At 38.1% G+C, this 25026-nt stretch carries 19 protein-coding genes; 11 read left to right on the top strand and 8 right to left on the bottom strand.

What is annotated here, in order from left to right:
• Positions 1-54: 54 nt before the first annotated feature.
• Both H5090_RS01975 and H5090_RS01970 read right to left on the bottom strand, forming a co-directional pair.
• The gene (locus H5090_RS01975; protein ID WP_182694935.1) at positions 55-1908 is read right to left on the bottom strand and encodes a cytochrome c/FTR1 family iron permease; all 1854 of its coding nucleotides are present in this window, start codon (positions 1906-1908) and stop codon (positions 55-57) included.
• Between the two features lie 283 nt (positions 1909-2191).
• The gene (locus tag H5090_RS01970; RefSeq protein ID WP_182672379.1) at positions 2192-3475 is read right to left on the bottom strand and encodes a sodium:proton antiporter; all 1284 of its coding nucleotides are present in this window, start codon (positions 3473-3475) and stop codon (positions 2192-2194) included.
• 649 nt (positions 3476-4124) lie between these two features.
• Between H5090_RS01970 and H5090_RS01965 the strand changes: the two genes are divergently transcribed.
• The 5 genes from H5090_RS01965 to H5090_RS01945 all read left to right on the top strand — a co-directional run bounded on the left by H5090_RS01965 (position 4125) and on the right by H5090_RS01945 (position 11370).
• Positions 4125-6311, top strand: coding sequence for a M4 family metallopeptidase (locus H5090_RS01965; protein ID WP_182694890.1), 2187 nt, complete (start codon positions 4125-4127; stop codon positions 6309-6311).
• Between the two features lie 64 nt (positions 6312-6375).
• Entirely contained in the window at positions 6376-8238 is a 1863-nt protein-coding gene (locus H5090_RS01960) for a M28 family metallopeptidase (protein WP_182694889.1), read from the top strand.
• Between the two features lie 106 nt (positions 8239-8344).
• On the top strand, positions 8345-10261 hold the full coding sequence (locus tag H5090_RS01955) for an ATP-dependent DNA helicase (protein ID WP_182693235.1): 1917 nt from the start codon (positions 8345-8347) through the stop codon (positions 10259-10261).
• 9 nt (positions 10262-10270) lie between these two features.
• Entirely contained in the window at positions 10271-10972 is a 702-nt protein-coding gene (gene tsaB, locus H5090_RS01950; protein WP_182694888.1) for a tRNA (adenosine(37)-N6)-threonylcarbamoyltransferase complex dimerization subunit type 1 TsaB, read from the top strand.
• 68 nt (positions 10973-11040) lie between these two features.
• On the top strand, positions 11041-11370 hold the full coding sequence (locus tag H5090_RS01945; protein WP_007580633.1) for a hypothetical protein: 330 nt from the start codon (positions 11041-11043) through the stop codon (positions 11368-11370).
• 95 nt (positions 11371-11465) lie between these two features.
• Here the strand turns inward: H5090_RS01945 and H5090_RS01940 are convergent, their stop codons facing one another.
• Complete coding sequence (locus H5090_RS01940) at positions 11466-12755, bottom strand: alkaline phosphatase (protein ID WP_182694887.1); 1290 nt, start codon at positions 12753-12755, stop codon at positions 11466-11468.
• 411 nt (positions 12756-13166) lie between these two features.
• Here H5090_RS01940 and H5090_RS01935 point away from each other — a divergent pair, with 411 nt between their 5' ends.
• The 3 genes from H5090_RS01935 to rnd all read left to right on the top strand — a co-directional run bounded on the left by H5090_RS01935 (position 13167) and on the right by rnd (position 16968).
• The gene (locus tag H5090_RS01935; RefSeq protein WP_182694886.1) at positions 13167-14018 is read left to right on the top strand and encodes an alpha/beta hydrolase; all 852 of its coding nucleotides are present in this window, start codon (positions 13167-13169) and stop codon (positions 14016-14018) included.
• Positions 14019-14133: 115 nt separating this feature from the next.
• Positions 14134-15786 carry a long-chain-fatty-acid--CoA ligase FadD gene (gene fadD, locus H5090_RS01930; RefSeq protein WP_182672373.1) on the top strand — a complete coding sequence of 551 codons (1653 nt, stop codon included), beginning with the start codon at positions 14134-14136 and terminating at the stop codon, positions 15784-15786.
• A 51-nt stretch (positions 15787-15837) separates the two neighbouring features.
• Positions 15838-16968, top strand: a complete 1131-nt coding sequence (gene rnd / locus H5090_RS01925) for a ribonuclease D (protein ID WP_182681952.1) — start codon at positions 15838-15840, stop codon at positions 16966-16968.
• Between the two features lie 323 nt (positions 16969-17291).
• Here the strand turns inward: rnd and minE are convergent, their stop codons facing one another.
• Genes minE through minC form a run of 3 tightly spaced genes read right to left on the bottom strand, consistent with a single transcriptional unit; the run spans position 17292 to position 19076 of the window.
• Positions 17292-17555, bottom strand: coding sequence for a cell division topological specificity factor MinE (minE, locus tag H5090_RS01920; RefSeq protein WP_004334706.1), 264 nt, complete (start codon positions 17553-17555; stop codon positions 17292-17294).
• Position 17556: 1 nt separating this feature from the next.
• Complete coding sequence (gene minD, locus H5090_RS01915; protein WP_004334708.1) at positions 17557-18366, bottom strand: septum site-determining protein MinD; 810 nt, start codon at positions 18364-18366, stop codon at positions 17557-17559.
• A gap of 5 nt (positions 18367-18371) precedes the next feature.
• Positions 18372-19076 carry a septum site-determining protein MinC gene (gene minC / locus H5090_RS01910; RefSeq protein WP_024596847.1) on the bottom strand — a complete coding sequence of 235 codons (705 nt, stop codon included), beginning with the start codon at positions 19074-19076 and terminating at the stop codon, positions 18372-18374.
• 155 nt (positions 19077-19231) lie between these two features.
• Between minC and H5090_RS01905 the strand changes: the two genes are divergently transcribed.
• Together H5090_RS01905 and H5090_RS01900 are read left to right on the top strand one after the other, a co-directional pair.
• Positions 19232-19519, top strand: a complete 288-nt coding sequence (locus tag H5090_RS01905; protein WP_004334712.1) for a YcgL domain-containing protein — start codon at positions 19232-19234, stop codon at positions 19517-19519.
• Entirely contained in the window at positions 19512-20528 is a 1017-nt protein-coding gene (locus H5090_RS01900) for a lytic transglycosylase domain-containing protein (protein WP_004334714.1), read from the top strand. The genes H5090_RS01905 and H5090_RS01900 overlap by 8 nt, the downstream gene beginning before the upstream one ends.
• Before the next feature lie 40 nt (positions 20529-20568).
• Here H5090_RS01900 and H5090_RS01895 read toward each other — a convergent pair whose 3' ends face one another.
• Complete coding sequence (locus tag H5090_RS01895; RefSeq protein WP_024596846.1) at positions 20569-21114, bottom strand: GbsR/MarR family transcriptional regulator; 546 nt, start codon at positions 21112-21114, stop codon at positions 20569-20571.
• 205 nt (positions 21115-21319) lie between these two features.
• On the opposite strand from H5090_RS01895, the gene adhP reads away from it, so the two are divergent.
• Positions 21320-22330 carry an alcohol dehydrogenase AdhP gene (gene adhP, locus H5090_RS01890; protein ID WP_182694885.1) on the top strand — a complete coding sequence of 337 codons (1011 nt, stop codon included), beginning with the start codon at positions 21320-21322 and terminating at the stop codon, positions 22328-22330.
• A 139-nt stretch (positions 22331-22469) separates the two neighbouring features.
• Here adhP and H5090_RS01885 read toward each other — a convergent pair whose 3' ends face one another.
• Positions 22470-24890, bottom strand: a complete 2421-nt coding sequence (locus H5090_RS01885) for a TonB-dependent siderophore receptor (protein WP_182694884.1) — start codon at positions 24888-24890, stop codon at positions 22470-22472.
• Between the last annotated feature and the right edge of the window lie 136 nt (positions 24891-25026).

Genomic DNA, 25026 nt, shown 5'->3' with positions numbered 1-25026 from the left:
ACTATGTATTTTGCTTATGCCAATTAGCTTAAACTCTTAAGCAGATAGGCATTACTATTGGTTTTTGCTTTTAAATATATAAAAGCTAAATATAGCGAACACACATACCTGAGCTACAATACCTTGCCATGTTGACTTAATACCAAGCCATGCTATTTCAAAGCTCATTGGTAGCGACGCAATACCTATTATATCGGCCTCTTGTAATGCAATAACGGCTTTGCCCATAAGCACAAACGAGAGTGCAAATAATAGGTAAGTGGTAATTGCAAAAAACTTAGCAACCGGTAATTTAATTGAGTACTTAATTAATACCCACGTAATAATAGCCAGTATTGCTACAGCTATCGCGAAACCCGACGCAATAGATGAATATTGAGCAGGCGAGCTTTGCGTTAATAAAGACTGATAAAACAATACGGTTTCGAATACTTCTCGGTACACGGCAATAAAAGAAAGCCCCGCTAATCCCCAAAGTGTTCCCGACTCAAGACGCTTATCTATATTGTCTTTTATATATTTTTGCCATTGTTGCGCACTTGTTTTACTGTGCATCCATACGCCAACATACAGTAAGATTACAGCGGCAAACAATGCACCTGCACCTTCCATAACTTCGCGACTTGCACCACTTATTTCTATTAATGTTTGCGCAGCAGCCCATGTTAAGCCACCGGCAATAAGTGCGGTTACCCAGCCAACATGTACGTATTTAAGCGCATCTTGACGTTTCGTTTTAATAAGCACAGTCATAAGGGCAATTATAACTAAGAGTGCCTCTAAGCCTTCTCGCAGTAATATTATTAAACTCGCTGAAAGTAGGGCGCCATCAGTTAGCTTGGTTTCGTTTAGCATGCTATCTGCTTTAGCGAGTTGCGTTAGTGCGGCATTTACTTTTTCGGCAACAACGGCTGTATCTTTTTCGTTTTTGAATGTTTGGCGTAGGTTCATCAGTTGTACTTCGATGTTTTTACGCAGTGTTTCGTCGTAGGCATTTAAGTTGTTTTCAACAAGCTCAAAGCCATCTAAGTATGCGCTAATTGCTAAATCACTTGCTTGTGAGTAATTGCCTTTAGCATGCGCAGCTTGCGCTGCAAGTAACTGCGTGCGAGTAACTGTTATCGGATTTTTGTTAGCGCTAAATAATTGCTCTGGATTACCACGAAGCCATTTAACGTAATGTGCTTGTGCTTCACTTTGACCTGCCGATAATTGTGCAGGGTTTAGGTTTACAATCTGCGAAGCGGTAATGTTTTGTTCTACATTTTGTGGTTTTTGAACATCTTTAAATGCCAAGCTACCTACATAAAAAGCTAAAGACCATCGTTGTTGTTCATTAAATTGGGTAAAAGCAACCATAGGCGTGTCGTCAATGCCGTTACTTACAGCGTCAAATAACCCCATTAATGAGCGGTTTGTTGCGCGTTCTTCATCGGTAAAGTTGGTAGGTTCTGGCGATAAATTTTTTGCAAGCGGACCGTCGCCTTGACCGCTTTGGCCGTGACACATTGAGCAGTTAGTAGCAAAAAGCGCTTTAGTTTGCTCAACCGGAAGCAGTGATGTAGGTAACGATAGTTGTGGCATAAAGGTAAGCAGCGACTCACGAAGCGCTGAGCTTGCTGCACGTACATCGGCAACACTCGCTTTATTGGCAATCGCTGTATGCAGTGCTTTAGCTTGTGCCTTTACTGTATCAAACTCATTGGTTTGGCTTGATAGCTGTCCAGCTTGCTCAATAATAACGTGCGAAAATTCAGTCATTTCTTGATATTCGTCGGGGTCTAGTATTTCACCATTTCCAACAGCTGCCACGTAATCTACACCTACATACTCTGCAAGCTGTGCAATTTGTTTTATTTTTGTTTGCTCATTAGGTGAGGCCGACACATTAAAGCTTGCCATAGCCATTATAAAAAGCACAAAAAAACAATGAAATTGTCGTTTGCCCAGAGATACCAAATTTAAAAACACGTGAGAATTATTTTTGGACATTGAAAAGCCCTACAGAGGAAAAGCCAAAATTATAATTGTTTTCATTTGCATTTCAAGCGGATTAATTTAAACAAAGAAGATAAATAAAAAGGATAACAATTTATAGAACTTTAAAGTGTTTTTGTAACACGTGAGTAACAGTAACCAAGTGATTTATATAATAACTTGGTTACTGAGTTGATTGCTCACAAAGCATTTATTACTTTGCTTGCTCAGCTGATTTAATGCTGCTTTGAATTAGCGGCGAAATAGTTAAGCCTTGTACAATAATAGAAAATATAACCACAACGTAGGTAACAATCACGATTAGGTTATGTAGGTCAGAGCCACCTATAAAAACTTGCTCGCGTGGAATTGCTGCCGCCATTGCCAGTGCAAGACCACCGCGTAGCCCACCCCAGGTTAAAATTTTAACACTGTGTTTATCGTAACTTCTAAAGCGTTTAAAGATAACAAAGGGTGCGCCTACGCTAATAAAGCGTGCTAGTAATACTGCAGGTACCATTAGTAGGCCTAAGCCAATTTCACCAAGCGTGATTGGCATCGTCACTATTAGCATACCTATTATTAAAAACAATAGGGCATTTAAAAAGCTATCGGTTGCATGCCAAAAATCTTTTACGTAACGAGTGTCTTCAGGCCCCGTGCGCTCAGTTGCTTTAGTACGAGTAATGTTACCCATTAATATGCCGCTCGTTACCATGGCAAGTGCGCCTGATATTTCCCAAATATTTGCAGCAGCAAAACCTGCGGTAGGAATAGTTAAGGTTATCAATAAGCGAATATTTACATCGCGGCTGTTAATAATTAAAAAGTGGCCAACCAAAGCGATAACCAAACCAAACGCAATACCGCCTAGGGCGTCTACAAAAAAGAGTTCTGCTATATCGCCAAATTGTGCATCGGTGCCATAAAAAGCAACCGAAAAAATGGTCGTAAATATTACTAAACCAATACCGTCGTTAAATAGTGACTCACCTTCTACTTGAACTGAGATTCCTTCTGGCGCTCGCATTTGTTTAATAATAGCAAGTACAGCAATAGGGTCGGTTGGGCTAATAAGCGCGCCAAATAATAAACAGTATATAAACGGTACATCAAAGCCAAATAAGGCAAATAGATAAAAACTTAAATAACCGACTATAAAAGTGGAAGCAATAGTAGAAAATAGCACTAGTGCGGTTATTTCCCAGCGCTGTTTACGAAGCGCCATAAGGTTAATTTCCAATGCGCCAGCATAAAGTAAAAATCCGAGCATACCTTTGAGTAATAACTCGTTAAAGTTAATACTGGAAACAATTTGGGTCATGGCTAACGCATTTTGATCGCCTAATAATTTAACGGCAATAATCAATAATAAAGAAATAACAACTGAGCCTGTAGTAATGGCAATTGTAGTTTGCATTTTGAGGATATATTGGTTTGCAAAAGCAATAAAAATTGCAATGGCAGAGAGAAAACAAATGAGATACCAAGCATTCATTGGCTAACCTTACTATTTTTTTAACGACAAACGAAAAAGGGGAGTATAAACGCGGCATATGGTACTCCTGTGCTTTATCTGTGTCACAGTCTTTATGGTTTGATTAGCTATATTTATTATGTCCTGCAGGACATTTAGTTAATTTATAATTTCTATTGTTACGTTTTGTAATGCACTTTTTAATACTAGGTTACTTGGTGCAGGTAGTTGACTAAACCAATATAAAACATTGCTCTAAATAGTCCTTTTCTATTGTTGAAAGCGCGCCTTCTAATACGTACTTAAATGTTTTTAACTGCGTTAATTACCACTCTCAGTTAATCAAAAAATAAAACTCTATTTTTTGTTTTCACCAGCCATTTTTTAAACTTCTTCAATTTTTTCTAATCCTTTTTTAAATACTGGATAATGTAATTTTAAGTAAATATATGTTTACAAAGTGTAAAGTGGAGATTTTGATTACTTGTCACTAAATCAGTAACTAACTGTAATTTATTAGTTTAAATTTTAAACTAATACTTTACGTGTAAATTAAATGTTTAATTTTTAAATCTTCAATTTGTAACATATGCTTGATCCTTAATCGGGTACAGGTGGTTCCGGTTAATACAATTCCACTACAAACTAAATATTTTAACGGAGCGTAAACGTGAATTTATCAAAAATCACATTAGCAACTTTTGCTGCTTTAACTTTTGTTCAAGCAACAGATGCAGTAGCTGCGAATAAGAAATACCTAAATCAGCAACCGGATATAAATACTATGGTGCAATCAAACTCTGCATCAATATTATCTACAAGTCCTCAAGAATTGATTGGGTTGAGTGTAAGGAACGAATTAGTTGTATTAAAAGAGTTTACAAGCAATAACGGGGAGGTGACTCGCCGGTATCAACAAACCTACCAGGGGTTACCCGTGATAGGGGATACACTAAGCCTAACATTTAAAAACGGCATGCTAAAAAAAGCGCACGGCGCGGCAGTGTATGACATTGAAGGTGATATAAGCGATGTTAGTGCTAAATTATCAGCTAAACAGGCGATGCTCCAAAGCCAAAATGTAGGTATTGCAGCAAAAACAATTGGCTTAAAAAAACATAATGAAAAATCAAGATTGGCTATTTGGGTCGATCAGCAAAGCAAAGCGCACTTGGTTTATGAGGTGTCGTATGTCACCTATGGTAAATCGCCTTCTAGACCCTATCAGATTATTGATGCTAACTCTGGCGAAGTGCTACTTAGCTTTGACAATCTTCAGCATGCAGATGCTACAGGTCCAGGCGGAAATTTAAAAACAGGAAAATACATATATGGTACTGACTTTGATAGTTTAGATGTTACCCAGTCAGGCAATAACTGTACGATGAACAATACAAACGTGCGCACCATAAACCTCAACGGTGGTACTAGTGGTACGTCTGCATATTCTTTTACTTGTCCTGAAAATACATTTAAAGAAATAAATGGTGCTTATTCTCCTCTCAATGATGCGCATTATTTTGGAAATGTAATTTTTAATATGTATAACGATTGGATCGGTACGCCACCACTTACGTTTCAATTAAAAATGCGAGTTCACTACAGTAGTAACTATGAAAATGCATTTTGGGATGGCAGCGCCATGACCTTTGGTGATGGCCAAAATACGTTTTATCCGCTTGTTAGTCTAGACGTGTCTGCTCATGAGGTAAGCCATGGATTTACTGAACAAAACTCTGGCTTAGTGTACAGCGGAAAATCAGGCGGTTTAAATGAAGCCTTTTCTGATATGGCGGGTGAAGCGGCCGAATTTTATATGAAAGGCACTAATGATTGGCTAGTCGGCCAAGACATATTTAAAGGCAATGGTGCGCTTCGCTACATGAATAATCCAACGCAAGATGGTAATTCAATAGATAACCAATCAAGTTATTATTCTGGGATGGATGTGCACCATAGCTCTGGTGTATTTAATAAAGCTTTTTATAATTTGGCTACCACACCCGGTTGGGATACAAAAAAAGCATTTATTGTAATGACTAGAGCTAATCAGCTTTATTGGAGCGCAAGTACAAATTGGGATTTAGCCGGTAATGGCGTAATGGATGCAGCTTGTGATTTAAACTATGACCCAAGTGATGTACAAGCAGCGCTAAGTGCTGTGGGAGTAAACTCTAATTTAAGTTCAGGTAGCACGTGTAGCTCAACACCTCCTCCAACTAACGATGAAGCTTTAACTAATGGCGTAACTCGTACTGGTATAAGTGGCTCAGCTAAAGAGCAATTGTTTTTTACGCTAGAGGTTCCTGCTGGAGCAAGTAATTTAGTGTTTAATACAAATGGTGGATCAGGCGATGCTGATCTTTATGTACAATTTGGATCAAAACCAACGTTAAATAACTTTGATTGTAAAAGTACCACTTCATCAAGTACTGAGAGCTGTTTAATTAGTAATGTTCAAAGCGGAACTTACTACGTGATGGTAGAGGCATGGAATGCAATTTCTGGGGTTTCTCTAACGGGTAGCTTTGATGGCAGTAATGGGGGCGATGTTACTCCTATCAATGTAACTGAAACTAATGTGAGTGTTGGTGCGGGTTCGTGGACGCGGTTTACACAAACATTAAATGAGGGTTATTCATCACTTGATGTTTCTATATCTGGTGGAAGTGGTGATGCTGATTTGTATGTAAATTATGGAGCAGCATCAAGTACGGGGACATACCTTTGTCGCCCATATAAAAATGGTAATAGTGAAAGCTGTACCTTTGATGCTCCTCAAGCGGGCACTTGGTATATAGACTTACGTGGTTATAGCTCTGCAAGTGGTGTAACGCTTAGTATTTCAGCAAATTAAACCTACTTTTAGGGAGCAATAGCTCCCTTTCTTTTAAAGTTGTATTTAATAACAAGGAATACTGATGAAAACTTCTATTTATACTTCCCTATTATGCGCATTTACTTTTTTAACATCGTCGTCATTATATGCTCAAAATAATGAAAGCATTTGGGTTAGTATTGACCCGGTTGCTGCAAAACATTATCAGCAAGTTCAAAAAACATTTACACAAAACGATCAATTATTAAGTGTACAGAATACAAATATGGATTCGGTAAACTTAATGAGAATCGATCAGGGAAATATCATTCAATTAAGTGAGTTTATGCATGATAATTATCATCGCTGTGGAGGGTTTGTTGCTCATGATTCGTTAATCGAGGCTAATGAATACACTCAGCAGTTAGCTGCCGTTCAAAATCAAAATCTAAGTGCGTTAGCTGCTACATATAGCATTAACAATCCGCAAACAACTCAGCAATTAATAAATAGTATTAGTCCAAATAATTTGACGAACACAGTTAATTCGATGAGTAGCTTTTATAATCGCTATTACACGGCTCAAACTGGGGTAGATGCCTCACAATGGCTAAAAGATTACTGGCAACAGTTAGCAGCTACACGTAATGATATAAATGTTGATTACTTTACTCATAGCTGGGCGCAGTCGTCGGTCATTGTTACTATTGCAGGAGATGAAGAGGCTGATGAAATTGTCATTATTGGTGGGCATTTAGACTCAATTAATCAATCAAATCCAAGCAACGGTCGCTCACCAGGGGCTGATGATAATGCATCGGGGATTGCTGTATTATCTGAAGTGTTAAGATCGATTGTTGAAAATGATTATAAACCGCAAAAAACAATTCATATAATGGCTTTTGCTGCAGAGGAAGTTGGTTTAAGAGGTTCAAAAGATATTGCTTCATCTTATAAATCACAAGGAAAAAATGTGATCGGCATGGTGCAATTTGATATGACTGGAAACAATGGCAGTAGCGAAGATATTGTAATGATGACTGATTACACTACAAATGCTCAAAACCAATTTTTAGGTCAGTTAATTGATACCTACTTACCTAGCATTACCTATGGTTTTGACCAATGTGGGTATGGGTGTTCTGATCATGCATCATGGTATCAACAAGGCTTTGCAGCATCAATGCCATTTGAATCTAGGATGGCTGATATTAATCCGTTAATTCATACACAGAATGACGCTAATTTTGATGCTGACCACGCTAGTAAATTTGCAAAACTTGCTGTGAGTTATTTAGCTGAAATGGCAAAAAATGCTGGTGATATAGTGCCACCAGCTAATAATGAGTTACAAAATGGTGTTGCAGTTTCTGGCCTTGCAGGTGATGCTAAAGCGCAGCTTATCTATACGCTACAGGTACCTAATAATGCAAGTAACTTAAACTTTACTACCTCAGGGGGCAGTGGTGATGCAGACCTATATGTTAAATTTAATACAGCGCCTACATTAGAAAATTTTGATTGTAAAAGTACAACATCATCGAGCAATGAACGTTGTGATATTGCGAGTGCCCAAAACGGTATTTATTACGTTATGGTAGAAGCATGGAACGCTATTGCTAATGTTTCTCTTATTGCCAATTATAATGAAACAACAGCGATTGAACCTATTAATCGAACAGAAACTGATATTAGTGTTGCTACGGGAGATTGGGGGCGGTTTACACAAGACTTAGAAGTAGGGTATTCCTCTTTAAATATAACTATGGCTGGTGGCTCAGGCGATGCCGATTTATATGTGAATTTTGCCAGTCAATCAACTGAATCTGTATATCAATGTCGACCGTATAAAAATGGTAATGCTGAAACGTGTAGTATTACCAACCCACAAGCGGGCAAGTGGTATATTGACTTAAAGGGGTACAGCGCAGCTAGTGGAATAACCTTAACTATAAATGCGCAATAATAACTAATGGGAGCTCTGCTCCCTTATTTATATACTCAAACCGATTACTTAATTACTTGCCCTTGATGTTTAGCTTACGTAAAATCCCGCTATTATTTATTGTAAAGTGATTGGTATTATCAAACAGCTGTTTAGTGCAACCGGGCCTTTAGCGTTATCTTTAGATGGGTATACGCCTCGCCAACCACAAATTGATATGGCAGTAGCTGTTGCGGATGCATTAAAAAACAGTTCGCAATTAGTTGTTGAAGCAGGCACGGGTACGGGTAAAACATTTGCATATTTAGCCCCTGCACTTAAGTCAAAAGGGCGCACGATAATATCAACAGGTTCTAAAGCTCTACAAGAGCAGCTTTATCACAGAGATTTACCGCAACTAGTTAAAGCTTTAAGTGCTTCAAAAAAAACCGCCTTATTAAAAGGGCGCGCCAATTACCTATGCACCTACCGACTTAATCAACATGTTGCACATGTACCTACTGACGACTCCGACGTAATGCATCAACTAGCTATGGTAGCTAAGTTTGCAAGCGAAACACAATCGGGCGATTTGGCCGATTGTATAGGTATAGAAGATGATGCCAAAGTACTGCCTTATGTAAATTCAACAGCCGATAATTGTTTAGGTAAAGAGTGTCCAGATTTTCAAAGCTGTTATATACGCAAAGCACGTTTAACTGCGGCCGATGCCGATGTGGTTGTAATTAATCACCATTTGTTTTTTGCTGATATGGCTGTAAAAGAAAGTGGCTTTGCTGAACTTATGCCAAAAGCCGACGCATATATATTTGATGAAGCCCATCAGTTAAGCGAAATTGCCAGCGATTACTTTGGTGAAAGTGTTAGCACTAAAAAGTTGGTAGATTTAATTAATGATTTACGTGCTATTTATAGAGCTGAAATTCCCGATATGCTGCAACTTGGTAAAAGCTTAAACAAGCTTGAGACAAGCGTTGCTGATTTACGTTTACAATTTGGTGTTGATGGCAGCCGTGGCGATTGGCGAGAAAAACTAAGCGATAAACAAATTTGCTCGGCGCTCCATCGTGTGATCAGTGATTTAGATTTTGTTTATCAAGTACTCAAGCTTTGCCTAGATAGAAGCGACAAAATTGAGCATCCATTTGAACGTGCACTTGCGTTTAAAGGGCAGTTAGAGCGGGTTTTTGATACAGCCCAAACCGGCTTTAGTTATTGGTATGAAACAACGCGCCGTTATTTAACAATTAATATAACGCCATTGAATGTATCAGCTAAGTTTGCTCAAATGATGCAAGACACGGGCGCAGGATTTGTATTCACTTCTGCAACACTTTCGGTTGATAACAAACTAGAGCATTTTAATGCAAGCCTAGGTTTAAAGCCAAAACAAAGCATGATGGTAGATAGCCCATTTGACTACCCTAATCAGGCGCTGCTGTGTTTACCTCGCTACTTACCCGAATCGCATGCTGATAATATGCCACATGCAATTGTAAAACTAACGCTTGAGCTTATAAAATCAGCACAAGGGCGTTGTTTTGTGTTATTTACTAGCTATCGAATGATGCACTTAGTGGCCGAAGGGCTAACTACACAAATAGACTACCCAGTTTATATGCAAGGGCAAATGTCTAAGCGTATAATTTTAGAGAAATTTACTCGCCATGGTAATGCGGTATTACTCGGCACGGCTTCTTTTTGGGAAGGTGTCGATGTACGCGGTAGTACATTAAGTTGTGTTATTATAGACAAATTGCCATTTGCAGCCCCTGACGATCCATTGCTACAAGCTAAAATGCAAGATTGCCAAATGCAGGGAAAAGACCCTTTTTCACACATACAATTACCGCAGGCTGTAATTGCGCTAAAGCAAGGTGTAGGGCGTTTAATTCGAGATAGTAAAGACAAAGGCGTACTTGTAATATGTGATAATCGCTTAGTTACACGCCAATATGGCCAAGTATTTTTAAAAAGCTTACCACCGATGCGCCGCACGCGAAGCTTAGAAGATGCCAATACATTTTTAAAACAAATTAATTAGAGTACTAAAATGATCAAAAGTAATATCCTTGCCCTTGATGCTTCAACTGAAGCACTTTCAATTGTTTTACATTACCAGGGCCAAACGTTTCATCATTTTGAAGAGTGTCCGCAGCAGCACAGCCAAAAAATACTTCCACTTGTGGATGAACTTTTAACTAAAGCAAACTGTAAATTAAAAGATTTAGACGTAATTGGTTTTGGCCAGGGGCCAGGTAGTTTCACCGGTGTACGTATTAGTGTTGCTATAGCGCAAGGCTTAGCGTATTCAACTAATTTGCCGCTTGTTGGTGTGTCTACACTGGCTACTATGGCTCAACAAACGTTTGAACAAAAAGGCAGCCTGAGTGTTTATCCAAGTATAGATGCGCGTATGGGGGAGATATACTTTGCACATTACCAAGCGCAAAATAATCTAATGCTTTTAGTTAACCAAGAATGCGTTATAAAACCTGATTTACTAAACAATAAGTATATAGCGACCACTGAGCCATCTGTAGCTGTGGGCACGGGCTTTAAAACCTATCCTGATGCGCTAAATGACTTTGAAAACGTGACAATTAATACTGATATTACATTGCCTGATGCGCGTTATATGTTAGCGCATGTTGAAGCCGCGTTTTTAGCGGGTGACGTTGTAAAAGCGAGTGACGCTCAACCTAAATATGTGCGAGATACGGTAACGTGGAAAAAGCTACCAGGGCGTGACTAATCATATTATTTGCAAATTGGTTGTTTTTAAATCATAATTTTATACAATATTAAGGTTGGAGACGCGTAATGACGCTGCCTATTGGTTCAGGTTTTTTTACCGGGGATATTCCGGGTAGGGTTAGCCCTACTAAAGTTGTTACTAATAAACCACAGAGTTTATTAGACCAGCCGGCTGCTCAAAAAACGAATACCGATTATGTAAAAAGCAGTGTCGAGGGCGTCGAACTAGCTAATCAACTGTTTAAAAGCAGTGCTAAAAGCAATGAATACAGCCAAACAATTTACGACCAACCGACAGCTCAAGTAAGTAAAGCGATTTCTACTTATACTGAATTTGCTAATTTAGAACGCAGAGCCGAAGTACAAAATTTAATAGGTGTTGATATATACGCTTAAAGCTTAATTGAGCGTTTTAGATAAATACAGCGATAAAATTCAATAAAAAGCCCGAACATGTGTTCGGGCTTTTTGTGTTCAAAACGAGGTGAAATTTACTGCTCAATAAAGTCAATCAGCTTATCTGCAATATCAGTATTATTTTGTGAGCCGATAAATTGCTCACTGCCTTTGCCATAGGCAAATACTTGAACGTCTACAGCGGTGTGTCCGCCAGTTGTCCAGCCAGTAAAGCTTGCATCACTAATAATACTTTTAACAGCTAAATTAAGCGCTTTTTCTCCCATTTTTTTAGCTTGCTCAAGTTTGATTTGGTTTTCAGTTGTAAATTCAATATTGGTGTTAGCAGTCCATACTGGTTTTAAGTCTTTAGACTCCATAAGTTTGTCTGTTAACTTACTAGCCGTTGCCTTAACACCTTTAATTACGTCTGTTTCCCATTTAAATTGGCCGTGCGAACCAATAGTTAAGCCGCCCGTTGAGTGATCGGCTGTAACTACAAGTATAGTGTCTTTATTTTTATCAACGTACGCTTTTGCTTTTTCGATTGATTTAGCAAAGTCGTCCATTTCAGCCATCGCACACGCTATATCGTTAGAGTGACCACACCAATCAATTTGGCTGCCCTCAATCATCACAAAAAAGCCTTCTTCATTCTGGTTATCTAGTAAACCAAGCGCTTTAGATGTTAACTGAGTAAGGCGAGTTGGGTTCATATCAAGGGCAAATGGCAAGCCTTTGCTTGCATACAAACCTATGGCAGGTATTTGTGTAATTTGTCCCAGATTATTAATATCGTCACCGTATTGGTAACCTGCCGCTTTAAATTCTTCAACTAAATTACGGTCGTCACGAATAAAATATTTAGTACCGCCACCTAGCATTAAATCAACAGGTAATTTACCAGCAATCTTATTATCAATATAATCGTTGGCAATATCATCGTAGTTGTAACGAGATTCATTGTGAGCTGTAAAGCTAGCAGGTGTTGCATGGTTTATTTGTGAAGTTGCTACAAGCGCTGTTGTCATACCGCGCTCTTTTGCTATTTCCAGCATGGTTTTAACTGATTTTTTGTCTGTATCTACTGCAATTGCGCCATTGTAACTTTTATGACCGCTACTAAGTGCTGTAGCACCTGCTGCGCTGTCTGTCACATAAGTATGGTCATCAGGGTAGGTACGAGCCATACCCTTTAAAATAGTGTCAAAAACCGTGCCTTCTACTTCTTTTGTTGCAGGGTCGTCTTTAAAATAGCGATAAGCCGTGGTGTAAGCCGGACCCATGCCGTCACCAATCATATAAATTACATTTTTAGGTGCTGATTCTGCGTAAGCACCAGAAGCGGTGCATAAAAGCGCTAATAAGCTGATCTGTTTTTTCATGGTTGTGTACCTTATGAGTGTACCTTATTAAATAGCCGCTGATATTGTATACAGATAGTATGATAAATAAATGAATATCTAAGATATTTATAATTTAGGGTTATATGAATAGAATTGTAGTTAACGCTGTTAGTTCTATTTATTTAAATTATACTGGTTATAGCTTAACTACATATGATGCTATCACCTTTTAATTGTTCAAAAGGCATACAAAGCAAATATATTTAAAAAGATCAGCTTATTTTTTTTGTAATTAAGCTTATGATATCGTTTAAATTTTATTTTATATTTTTTACTTTCTTTAGAACATCAAGATAATTAAATAGCGAATTTGGCACCATTTTCTCGGTTAGTGGTCTGACAACTTGTATGCTATAAATAATGATGCTCTAAATTAATAAAGGACTTGCCGTGCAGCCATTTAATATTGAAACCAATAACTTGAATATTCATGGCTTAAAAGTAGGTTCTGGGGATGAAATAGTAATAGCGTTGCATGGTTGGTTAGATAACTGCCACAGTTTTATACCAATGTTAAGTAAAGCTAAGCCAAAGCACACTTGGTACTGTATTGATTTTGTCGGGCATGGTTTATCATCTTGGCGAAGTGATGATGCACATTATTATTTTGTTGATTATATTGATGATGTGTACCAACTTATTAATGCGCTTGGTGTTAAAAAAGTGCATTTAGTTGGGCATTCGATGGGAGCCTTGGTTGCAGGGCTTTTTGCTAGTTGCTTTGGTGATTATGTAAAATCTGTTACCTTTATTGAGGGGATTGGGTGTGTTACAACTCCTAGCGAAGGCGTATGTGAACAGCTAAAAAGTGCAGTATTAAATAGAGCGCGTTTAAAAAATAAGAAGCAGAGAGTTTATAAATCGAAAGAGCTTATTTATGAAGCACGTGCTCAAACAACCGATTTGAATAGTGAGCTTATTGCTCTTTTAATGCAGCGAAATATAAAATCGGTTTTAGATGGTTATACATTAACAACTGATCCAAAGCTTAAAAATCACTCAGGTTTTAGGTTTAATGAGGCGCAATGTATTGGTGCAATAAAAGATTTAATTGCACCGTGCCAATTAATTTTAGGTAACGAAGGTTATTCGTTTGTAAAACAAAATCTGGCAAAGTATATTAGTTATTACAATAGCTTAAAGGTAATTAATGTAGATGGTGGGCACCACTGTCATATGCAAAGTAGTGAACTATGTTTTAAGCATATTCAAGACTTTATGCTGCAAAATGGTGCATGTTAATTGTAAGTTTACGTAAAATGTGGGATTATTCCTCCATTAGAGTATTTGCTCAATTGTTAAAGCGCCTTACTTAGATTAAGGTTAATAAAAATATAATTATAAACAGGGGCTAAGAGTGGAAAAAATCTGGCTTAAGCGCTACCCAGAGGGTATGCCTGAAACAATCGATCCTGAGCATTACAACTCGTTACTCGAAGTGTTCGAAAAAAGTTTTACTGACTACACCGATTTACCTGCATTTACTAATATGGGTAAAACGCTGTCTTATAGCGAAATAGATACAGCAACAAAAAAAGTTGCTTCCTACATTCAAAATGATTTAGGTCTTAAAAAAGGCGACAAAGTTGCCGTAATGATGCCTAACTTACTACAAACACCAGTCACCATTTTAGGTATTTTACGTGCAGGTTGTGTGGTTGTAAATGTTAACCCACTTTACACTGTGCGTGAGTTAGAGCATCAGTTAAAGGATTCTGACACTACCGCTATTTTCATTTTAGCAAACTTTGCTGACACACTTGAAAAGTCACTTGCACACACTGATGTTAAACACATTGTAGTAACGCAAGTAGGCGATATGGTTGGTGGGCTTAAAAAGCACATAGTCAACTTTGTTGTTAAGCACATTAAAAAAATGGTGCCAAAGTTCAACTTACCAAACACAATTAACTTTTCAGACGTTCTAGCTGCAGACGAAACTAAATATACACGTCCTGAAATGAGCTTGTCCGATCTTGCTTTTTTACAGTACACCGGTGGCACAACAGGTGTATCAAAAGGGGCAATGCTGAGCCATGGCAATATGGTTGGTAACCTTGAGCAAGTTTCAGGCTGTTTAGACAAAGTGTTAAATCGTGGTACAGAAGTTGTTGTTACCGCTTTACCGCTTTATCATATATTTGCTTTAACAGCTAACTGCCTGACGTTTATGAAGTACGGTGGTTTAAATATATTAATCACAAATCCACGAGATATGCCTGGGTTTGTTAAAGAGCTAGGTCAGCATAAATTTACAGCTATTACTGGTGTTAATACGTTATTTAACGGTTTATTAAACACACCAGGTTTTGCTGAACTTGATTTCAGTCATTTAAAAATGTCACTTGGTGGCGGTATGGCCGTGCAACGTCCTGTTGCTGAAAAGTGGCAAAAAGTGACTGGCTCAAAATTAATGGAAGGCTATGGCCTTACAGAATGTTCTCCATTAGTAACTATTAGTCCTTATGATTTAGAAGCATATAACGGCTCTATTGGTTTGCCTGCGCCTAATACTGAGATTAAGCTAATACTTGATAACGGTGAAGAGGCCGCTAAAGGTGAACCGGGTGAAATGTGTGTGAAAGGCCCGCAGGTTATGGTGGGCTATTACAATCGACCAGATGCAACAGCTGAATGTTTAAAAGATGGCTGGTTTGCAACAGGTGATATTGCAACTTATGACGATGAAGGTTTCTTCTTTATTGTAGATCGCAAAAAAGACATGATCATTGTATCTGGCTTTAATGTTTTCCCTAATGAGATAGAAGAGGTAGTGGCTATGCACGAAGGTGTGCTTGAAGTTGCTGCTATTGGTATTCCTCACGATGTAAGTGGTGAACAAGTTAAAGTTTTTGTTGTTAAAAAAGACCCTTCTTTAACTGAAAAAGATATAATAAGTCACTGTCGTGATAATTTAACTAATTACAAGGTCCCAAAACTGGTAGAGTTTAGGGATGAGTTACCTAAAACTAACGTAGGTAAAATACTCCGAAGAGCCTTGAAAGATTAGCAACCTATAAAAAAGCCGACATATGTCGGCTTTTTTATTGTAGGAGATTAAGTGCAATACCAATTGATCGAAACCCAAAATCAACTGAACACTTTTGTTGAACAAATAAAAAATAAGCCTATTTTAGCTATTGATACTGAGTTTATGCGTCGTCGCACTTTGTATCCAGAAGTTGCACTTATCCAAGTTTTTGATGGTGAGCATTTAGCGCTTATCGATCCGTTAGCTGAGCTCTCATTATTCGATTTTTGGGAAATACTAAAAGATCCTAGTGTTTTAAAAGTACTGCATTCTCCTTCAGAAGATATTGAGGTTTTTCAAAAATACGCAGGCTTTGTTCCATCCCCACTTTTTGATACACAATTTGCGTTGCAGTTACTTGGGGAAGGTAACTGTATGGGCTTTGCCCTTATGGTAAAAGAGTTGCAAGGTATTGAAATAGATAAAAGTGAGTCACGCACTAACTGGCTACAACGTCCGTTAACTAAAAAACAGTTAGATTATGCTGCTGCAGATACTTTTTACTTATTGCCGTGTTTCGAGCTGATTATAGAGCGTATTAATGCCGCTGGGTTCTTTGACATTGTAATAAACGAGAGTGAGCTGATAGCTAAAAAACGTGCGTTTCAAACACCAGACGAGCTTTTATATAAAGATATTAAAAATGCATGGCAACTCAAACCGCACGAACTTGCGGTTTTAAAAGAACTTGCTGTATGGCGCAGAAACAAAGCCATTAAGAAAAATTTAGCGCTAAATTTTGTGTTAAAAGAACATAACATGACTGAAATTGCCAAACGTGGTCCTTCAAGTTTAAATGCTCTACGTCAAATTCCAGGAGTTGAAGCTATTGAAGTTAATCGCTCTGGTGTAGATATAATCAAGTGTATTGAAGTTGCCAAAGCAGTACCAGATGCTGAGCATCCTGAAGTACTTAAGCGCTTAATTGATTTTCCTACTTATAAAAAAGTAGCCAAAGATATTAAACAAAAGATCACTAAAGTCGCTAAAGAGCACAATATACCAGAAGACGTTATGGCCTCTAAAAAGCAAATTAATCAATTGATTAGTTGGAATTGGAAGTTAACTAATGAGCAAAAACAAAGCCATATTAAGCCTGATTTATTAAGCTCTTGGCGCTATAACTATGTTAAAGACGCTTTAAAAGAATGGGATACTTAAGACTAGATATTTTTTTTACTGTGTAATACTTATACCAATCCGCAATAATACTTAATCATTTTACGGCGCTAAACGTGTCGTTACCTGTGTTAAAAAATCTCATTTAGAACAACTAAATAGCGATTTTTTTGCCTAGCTATCAACACGTTTTTCCATCCTCAAAATAGATCACTTAATTAAGCGAATTGGTATTATCTATAATTTTTGTGTTACATAGTGAAAAAGTTTTAGTTGCATGCAAGGGATTAAAACGTAGATATTTAGAAAGTTATTAAAAAGTAAATGAAAATAAAGAGGGCGCTTATAAAGCGCCCTTTCTTCAATTACTTCTTTTCTTCATCAGGTAGTGTAACGTTTAGCTCAAGTACGGCTAAATCGTCTTCGTTTTGATCAAACTGAACCTGAACTGCATCGGTACTTACGTTCACGTATTTACGGATCACATCTAAAATATCTTGTTTTAATTGTGGTAAGTAATCCGGCGTTCCTCGCTGAGAACGCTCGTGCGCGACAATGATCTGCAATCGCTCTTTTGCTAGTGACGCACTGTTTTTCTTTTCTGAGCGGAAGTAGTCAAGTAAAGACACGTTAACCTCCAAAAATCCGTTTAAATAAGCCTTTTTTCTCAACGTCTAAGAAGCGAAAATCGACGGTTTCACCTAGTAAGCGGTTAATTGCATCAGAATAAGCTTGGCCTGCATCAGATTCTGTATCCAATATAACAGGTTGGCCTGAGTTTGAAGCACTTAATACCGCTTGCGATTCAGGAATAACCCCTAATAATGGGATTGACAGAATATCTTGCACATCTTCTACCGATAGCATTTCACCTTTTTCAACACGACCAGGGTTATAGCGTGTTAATAGTAAGTGTTCTTTAATATTTTCTAGGCCTTCTTCAGCACGTTTTGATTTGCTGTGTAAAATACCTAAAATACGATCTGAATCTCGAACTGACGACACCTCTGGGTTTGTTGTAACAATTGCTTCATCAGCAAAGTACATCGCCATCATAGCGCCAGCTTCAATACCTGCTGGTGAATCACATACTATGTAATCAAAGTCTTCTTTTAGTTCATTTAGTACGCGTTCAACACCTTCACGTGTTAAAGCATCTTTATCACGAGTTTGTGAAGCAGGTAGTAAAAATAATTTATCTACACGTTTATCTTTAATAAGCGCTTGGTTAAGGTTTGCCTCACCATTAATTACATTTACAAAGTCATAAACAACGCGGCGTTCACAACCCATAATTAAATCTAAGTTACGTAAACCAATATCAAAGTCGATAATAACTGTTTTATAGCCTTTTAACGCTAAGCCTGTGCCAATTGCAGCACTTGATGTTGTTTTACCAACACCGCCTTTACCTGAGGTAACGACAATTACTTTTGCCATGAGATTTATCCTTTAACCAAAGCTGAAATTTCTAATGATTCGTCTTTTTGTTGTATTTGCACTGCATTTCCCCAATGTTCACCTTGTAGCGAATCACTGATCCAGTAATTACCATCTATTGAAACCAGCTCGGCTTCAAGTTTTTGGCAAAAAATGTGTGCTTCTTTAAAACCTTTTGCGCCTGCAATAGCGCGACCGCGTAGCGTGCCATAAATATGCACATTCCCATCGGCAATGACTTCCGCACCATGACTAACTGCGCCAAGTACTATCAAATCTCTATCTTTTGCATAAACTTGTTGTCCAGAGCGAACTGTACCGCTGATAATTTGCGCCGGTAAATGCACCGTTTTTTCTACAATCGATGTATTGGGCTCTTGTTTAACAGGTTCGCTCTTAACGTCTTGTGAATAATTTAAAACAGATAAGCCAGCAGCCTTTGCTTGAGTATGTTGCTCATCTGAGCCATTACACACACCAACCGCATTAAAACTCATTCGCTCGATTAATGATTTTAAGTGAACAAAATCAAGTGAACTGTTTTTAATTTCAATTAAATTAACGACAATAGGCGCACCCTCAAAAAACTTAGGGGCCTGGGCTATTTTTACATACAGTTGTTCTGCTAAAAGGTTTATATCAGTACTATAAAGATGCAAAACTGATAACGTAAAAAGATTCCCTTTTAACTCAAAAATTTGGTCCGACATACACGCTCAATTGATTTGTCTGATTAGAAATTAATTTTAGATAAACGTAGGCTGAATAGGGCCTTTATTGAAATTTCTAATCTAATTTTTCTAACTTATTATTACTCTCATGTTATAGTGTGCGGCATTGTTAAGCAAGAATTTATAGGGCCATAATGCTCACTGCAGTATATAAAAGTAAGAAAAAAGCGGATACGTTCTTATTTGTTGAAAAAAGAGATGATTTTAGTAAAGTTCCGGAACCTTTGATGGCTATGTTTGGTCAACCTGTTTATGTGATGATCATCAATTTAGCAAAACGTGAGCATTTAGGTGGGGCAGATTTAGAAACTGTAAAAGCAGCGTTATCAAATCCTGATAAAGGCTACTACTTACAAATTCCACCACCTGAGCAAAATTTGCTAAGCCAATTACGAAAAGACAATGGAGTTGATAGTGATTAAAAAACTTATCGTTATATTATGTGGTGTATGTTTAAGCTCACCTGTTATGGCAAAAACTCAGGCTGAATTTCAAGATTATTTAGCGAATTTAAAGCAAGAAGCTATCGCAAAAGGTTACGAAGCCAAACTTATTGACGATGCGTTTGCAACAGCAACGTATAAAGAAAAAGTTGTTTCGGCTGACAAAAACCAGCCAGAAGTAAAAGAAACCCTTGAAACGTATTTACCAAAACGTGTACCACAATGGAAAATTGACCGCGCACGTAAGCTTTACGCAGAAAACAAAGAGGTACTTGAAAAAGTAGCGAAAGAGTTTGGCGTACAAGCACGCTTTATAGTCGCGCTTTGGGGGCTTGAAAGTAACTTTGGTACAATTCAAGGCGGTCATAACGTTATTTCATCATTAGTGACACTTGCTTTTGATGGGCGCCGAGAAGCACTTTATAAGCGCCAACTTTGGGCTGCACTGGATATTTTAAAGTCGGGCCACATAACGCTTGATAAATTTAAAGGCTCTTGGGCAGGCGCAATGGGGCAAACGCAATTTATGCCTACCTCTTTTAATGCTTACGCGGTTGATTACAACAACGATGGTCGTAAAGATATTTGGACTACAAAAGAAGATGCTTTTGCCTCAATTGCTAATTATCTAAAGCAAGAAGGCTGGAACGACTCTCTTACGTGGGGTCGCCAAGTTCAGTTACCTGAAAACTTTGATAGTAAATACGTTTTAGTGCGTGGTACCAAAACTCGCAAGCAGTGGTTAGAATATTGGAACGACTCAGAGCGCTCATTAGCTGATTGGCAAGCACTGGGTGTTCGTAAAGCTGATGGTTCTGATTTACCTAATGTAGACGTACGTGCTGCGCTGGTTATGCCTGATGATATAAATGGCCGTATGTACTTAGCGTACGATAACTACAAAGTGTTTATGCATTGGAATCGCTCGTATTACTTTGCTACTAGTGTAGGTTACTTGTCGGATAGAATTGGTTATCCAAAAATCTAATTTTTAAAATATACCTATAAATAAAGCCGCAATTGCGGCTTTATTCTTTTTTGAATATCTTTTCTTTTAGGTCAATAACTTTACCAATTCCAGAACCTAGCTTCATTAGCTTATTAAGTTGCTCTGGCGTTAAACGCTGTAGTTCTGATGACCATTTAGTGACGGTTTCAAGTAGGTTGTGAATCTCACCCATTTGTTTTTGTGCGTAAAGTTCATCGTCGTTACTGGCTTCGTCTAATAAGTTATCGCGTAGTAGCGTTAAGGTGGGCTCAATTTCGCGCTTTTTACGTTCTTCAAATACGCGATTTGCCATATCCCAAATATCGCCAGCAGGGGCGTAGTACTCTTTACGATCGCCAGGAATATGCTGTACTTTAATTAACTGCCACGATTGCAGCTCTTTAATGCCCATACTTACATTACCGCGAGAAATACTAAGCGCATCTGCAATCTCATTTGCTGTCATAGGATTTTTAGTAATAATCAGCAAACCACACATTTGTCCGATCGTACGGTTGAATCCCCAGCGGCTGCCCATCTCACCACAATGCATTACAAAGGCAAAATTCTTTTCGGATAAACTCATAGCTTAGTAACTTTCAGTAATTTCAGAAAGTAAATGCTAGCACGCTCATTATGGATAGCAAGTTCTTAGCAAGCTTATAAGTTAATTTAAATGACTAAAATATGATTTAGATTAATATTTATACATCTATATTGGGATATGTTGTAAACAACAATACGTAAATAAATCCTTATTTTAATTTTTTTTCACATACGATGGAATGACTATGAAAGCTGCAATTAATACTCAATACAAAGGTAAATTAGAAATAACAGACTTACCAATTCCTGAGGTGGGAATAAACGATGTTTTAGTAAAAATAGCGGCCTGTGGCGTTTGCCATACCGATTTACATGCCTGTCATGGGGATTGGCCAGTAAAACCAAAAATGCCATTAGTACCAGGGCACGAAGGTGTCGGTGTTATCGAAAAAGTCGGAAGCAACATTAAGCACTTAGAAGTTGGCGACAGAGTCGGTATTCCTTGGCTCTATAGTGCATGTGGGCACTGTGAGTTTTGCCTAGATGGCAAAGAAACACTGTGTTTATCGCAGCACAATACTGGCTATTCTATTGATGGTAGTTATGCAGAATATTGTTTAGCGCATGGCGACTACGTTGTAAAAATACCAGAAGAACTCGGTTTTTCTGAGGCTGCTTCATTATTTTGTGCAGGTGTTACAACCTATAAAGCATTAAAAGTATCCGGTGCTAAACCAGGGCAGTGGGTTGCTATTGTTGGTGTGGGCGGGCTTGGTCATTTAGCAGTACAGTACGCTAAAGCAATGGGTTTTAATGTAATAGCTGTTGATACAGGTAAAGAAAAACTCGCGCTTGCTAAAGAGCTAGGCGCAGATATCACCCTCGATTTTAAAGAGGTGGTTCCAAGCGAAGCTATTTTTGAACAAGTAGGTGGCGCGCATGGTGTTGTGTGTACTGCGGTGTCTAAAGCGGGGTTTGAACAAGCCTATAAAAGTGTACGCCGTGGCGGTAAATGCGTATTAGTGGGATTACCTTCAGAGGATATGCCACTTCCTATTTTTGATACTGTCCTTAATGGCATTTCAGTAGTGGGCTCTATTGTTGGTACGCGTAAAGATTTGCAAGAATGCTTGGAATTTGCAGCGCAAGGTAAAGTAAAAGCGATTATTGAAGAAAAACGCTTAGAGGACATTAACGAAATTTTTGATGATATGCTCAAAGGTGAAATTAACGGTCGCATAGTTGTTACTATTTAATTTAGATTAAGCGTTTATAAAACACAAAAAAGCACGGCTTCTAAATTAGAAAACCGTGCTTTTTAAGTATTTAACTAACCTGAGCGCTGAAAATAGCTGCTTGAGATAGATTTATTTATCCAGAGTTCAGGTTAACCAATTAAAGTGTGTAACTAAAACTTAGTTTTGCATTACGCTCTTCCCCTGGCATACCACCTAAAAACATCGCTTTTGAGTAATACTTTTTGTTGAACAAGTTATTTAAGTTTAACTGCATATGCCATTTATCAGTTGTATACGATACAGCTGTATCGTAAGTCGTGTAACTTGGTACATAACCATCAGGAATCGAAAACGAACTTGAATTAGTACTTCTGTTATCTACAAATGTAATACCACCACTTATATTTACAGCTTCAGGTAAATTAAACATATCTGCGTAGTAGGTTACCCACGTACTTGCTGTTACGTAAGGCACACCTTTTTGGCGTGTGTCGTAACTGCTGCTATTAGGATTACTTTTGTCACGTGCATCTTGATAAATACCGTTTACGTTTACTTTCCATTTATCGTTCAAGTAAGCATTTAAATCAAGCTCAACACCTTTTGTTTGCTCTTTACCATCATAATAGCTTTCAGGTACATCTGAGCCTGATGTTAATGCGTCATAAAGCGGGTTTGCGTATTCTAAATTAGTACGAGAGCTTTCAAATATAACAACAGATGCGAGTAGTTGGTCATCAAATGCTTTAAATCTAAAGCCTAGGTCGTTACTTATAGACTCTGAATCTTCACGGTCAGCTTCGTTTCCTGCCACAGAGCCTAATACACTATACGCTGTACGCCCTTTTGAATGATTTACAAATACAGATAAATCTTCAGATGGCTGATACGTTGCACCAAGGTTATACGTTAAGCCAGAATCTGATGTACTCGCTTCAGGTGTTGGCTCTGCACGGCTAGAACTGTAGCGCTCATCAACACCAAAGTGCTCATAAGTTTGCTCAATTCGGTTATATGCCACACCAATACGCGTTGTAAGTTCTTCAGTTATGTAACCAACATGTTGAATGCCTAAGCCCCATGCTTGTACTTTTTTATTGTAGTCACTTGTTTTAAGCGGATCGTAATCTTCAAAGTTACCGGTTGGCCAATTTGGTTCTCTTATATCGTAAATATACGGCAACGAACCTTGGTACGTTACATCACCATCATTGTTTGTGAGTACGTAATCTTGATCCCATATTGAGAATTGTTTAAAACGAATATCTCTATCTTCGTAGTTGGCGTTAACTAGTAATTCGTTATCTACGTCGCCTAACATAAAGTCATAACGTAAATCTAAGAAGTACTGCCATGATTTTTCATCTGCTTCTACTTGGCGGTATTCTTGGCGGCGTGCTGCATACGGGTAAAGTACACCGTCTTCAACTAATGGAGCACGAGGGTCGTTATTAATTATTCCATCGCGTGTTGAATAGACGTAGTTATATGCACCTGTTTGGCGCGCAAAACTTGATGTGTAGTTACGGTACTGTAGCTGCTGGTTTAAAAACAAATCGTCAGTAATGTAATAGTTATGCGTTAATTTAAAACGCAACTCTTCACCTTCGTTAGCATCAGCCATTGGTGAAATAATACCATTTGTGCCAAAGCTATAAGGTGTTAAGCCATCAGATGCAGATAATGAATTAGCAAGTTGGTCGCGTTGTGCATCACTTAACTGTACGCCGCTTCCTGTCGGATCGTTTACTAAATCGGCACCAGTTACTTCACCCGCGCTTAAGCCGTTTGCAGTTTCTGCACTGTAAATACGAATAGGATGACCAATAGAATCAACCGCTATTTCATCTTTTATATAGGCGGCAGAAAGCATGATGTTTTGTCTGTCATTAAGCACGTATTTAAGTGAAGTATAAATTTCGTCGCGATCTTCTTTTAAATCGCGAAATCCGTCACTTGACGCTGTTTTAGCCATAACACGATAAGCTAAATCATCTGTTATAGCGTTAGTGCTATCAAACGATAATGAATAGCTATCCCACTGGCCAAGCTCAGCCGATACTTTGTGTTTTTCTTCAAACTCTGGCTTTTTTTCAATTAGGTTAATTACGCCACCTGCGCTACCAATGCCATATAAACCTGTTGCAGGGCCTTTTAAAACCTCAACAGATTCAACATTTGTAAGTGAACGAGTTGGGTTAAATGTATTACCCAGGCCTGCACCACCATACATACCATCGTAGGTGTAGTTTGCATCTAAACCACGAATTACTAAGTTATCACCAATACCGTAATTATTACCTGCTTGTGTTAAGCCACTTACGTTTCTAACTAAATCTTGTAAGCTATCTACACCTTGAGATTCAATCAGTTCTCGGTCAATAATTACTACCGGTGCAGGAGTTTCCATTAAAGACATGTCTGATTTAGTAGCAAGACCAGAGCTCATCACCACGCGGTTTTGCTTTTCGTATACGCTGATGCGTTCAATATCAGCATCAACTTTTGTATTTTGGGCAAATGCAACATTTGCATTTAAACAAGCAAGAGTAATAAGAGAGTACTTAAACGTTTTCATAGAGTGATAACTATTCGCGTTATTGAATTTTCGCGAATGATAATGGTTATTGTTTTTAAAGTGAATGGAAAGTTCATTTTATTTGATTAAATAAAACTGTTCGGATAATTAATAGACAAAAGCGAGTCTAATAGGG

This window comes from Pseudoalteromonas sp. SR43-5 (assembly GCF_014163835.1).
GTDB lineage: Bacteria > Pseudomonadota > Gammaproteobacteria > Enterobacterales > Alteromonadaceae > Pseudoalteromonas > Pseudoalteromonas distincta.
Note: the sequence above shows the minus strand (reverse complement) of the source record. Positions and strands in the feature narration are given on the sequence as shown.

Bases quoted from the DNA above. Each gene is read 5' to 3' on its own strand.
- H5090_RS01975 (WP_182694935.1), bottom strand. From the start codon at position 1,908: ATGGCTATGGCAAGCTTTAATGTGTCGGCCTCACCTAATGAGCAAACA.
- H5090_RS01970 (WP_182672379.1), bottom strand. From the start codon at position 3,475: ATGAATGCTTGGTATCTCATTTGTTTTCTCTCTGCCATTGCAATTTTT.
- H5090_RS01960 (WP_182694889.1), top strand. From the start codon at position 6,376: ATGAAAACTTCTATTTATACTTCCCTATTATGCGCATTTACTTTTTTA.
- tsaB (WP_182694888.1), top strand. From the start codon at position 10,271: ATGATCAAAAGTAATATCCTTGCCCTTGATGCTTCAACTGAAGCACTT.
- H5090_RS01945 (WP_007580633.1), top strand. From the start codon at position 11,041: ATGACGCTGCCTATTGGTTCAGGTTTTTTTACCGGGGATATTCCGGGT.
- H5090_RS01940 (WP_182694887.1), bottom strand. From the start codon at position 12,755: ATGAAAAAACAGATCAGCTTATTAGCGCTTTTATGCACCGCTTCTGGT.
- minD (WP_004334708.1), bottom strand. From the start codon at position 18,366: ATGGCAAAAGTAATTGTCGTTACCTCAGGTAAAGGCGGTGTTGGTAAA.
- minC (WP_024596847.1), bottom strand. From the start codon at position 19,076: ATGTCGGACCAAATTTTTGAGTTAAAAGGGAATCTTTTTACGTTATCA.
- H5090_RS01905 (WP_004334712.1), top strand. From the start codon at position 19,232: ATGCTCACTGCAGTATATAAAAGTAAGAAAAAAGCGGATACGTTCTTA.
- H5090_RS01895 (WP_024596846.1), bottom strand. From the start codon at position 21,114: ATGAGTTTATCCGAAAAGAATTTTGCCTTTGTAATGCATTGTGGTGAG.
- adhP (WP_182694885.1), top strand. From the start codon at position 21,320: ATGAAAGCTGCAATTAATACTCAATACAAAGGTAAATTAGAAATAACA.
- H5090_RS01885 (WP_182694884.1), bottom strand. From the start codon at position 24,890: ATGAAAACGTTTAAGTACTCTCTTATTACTCTTGCTTGTTTAAATGCA.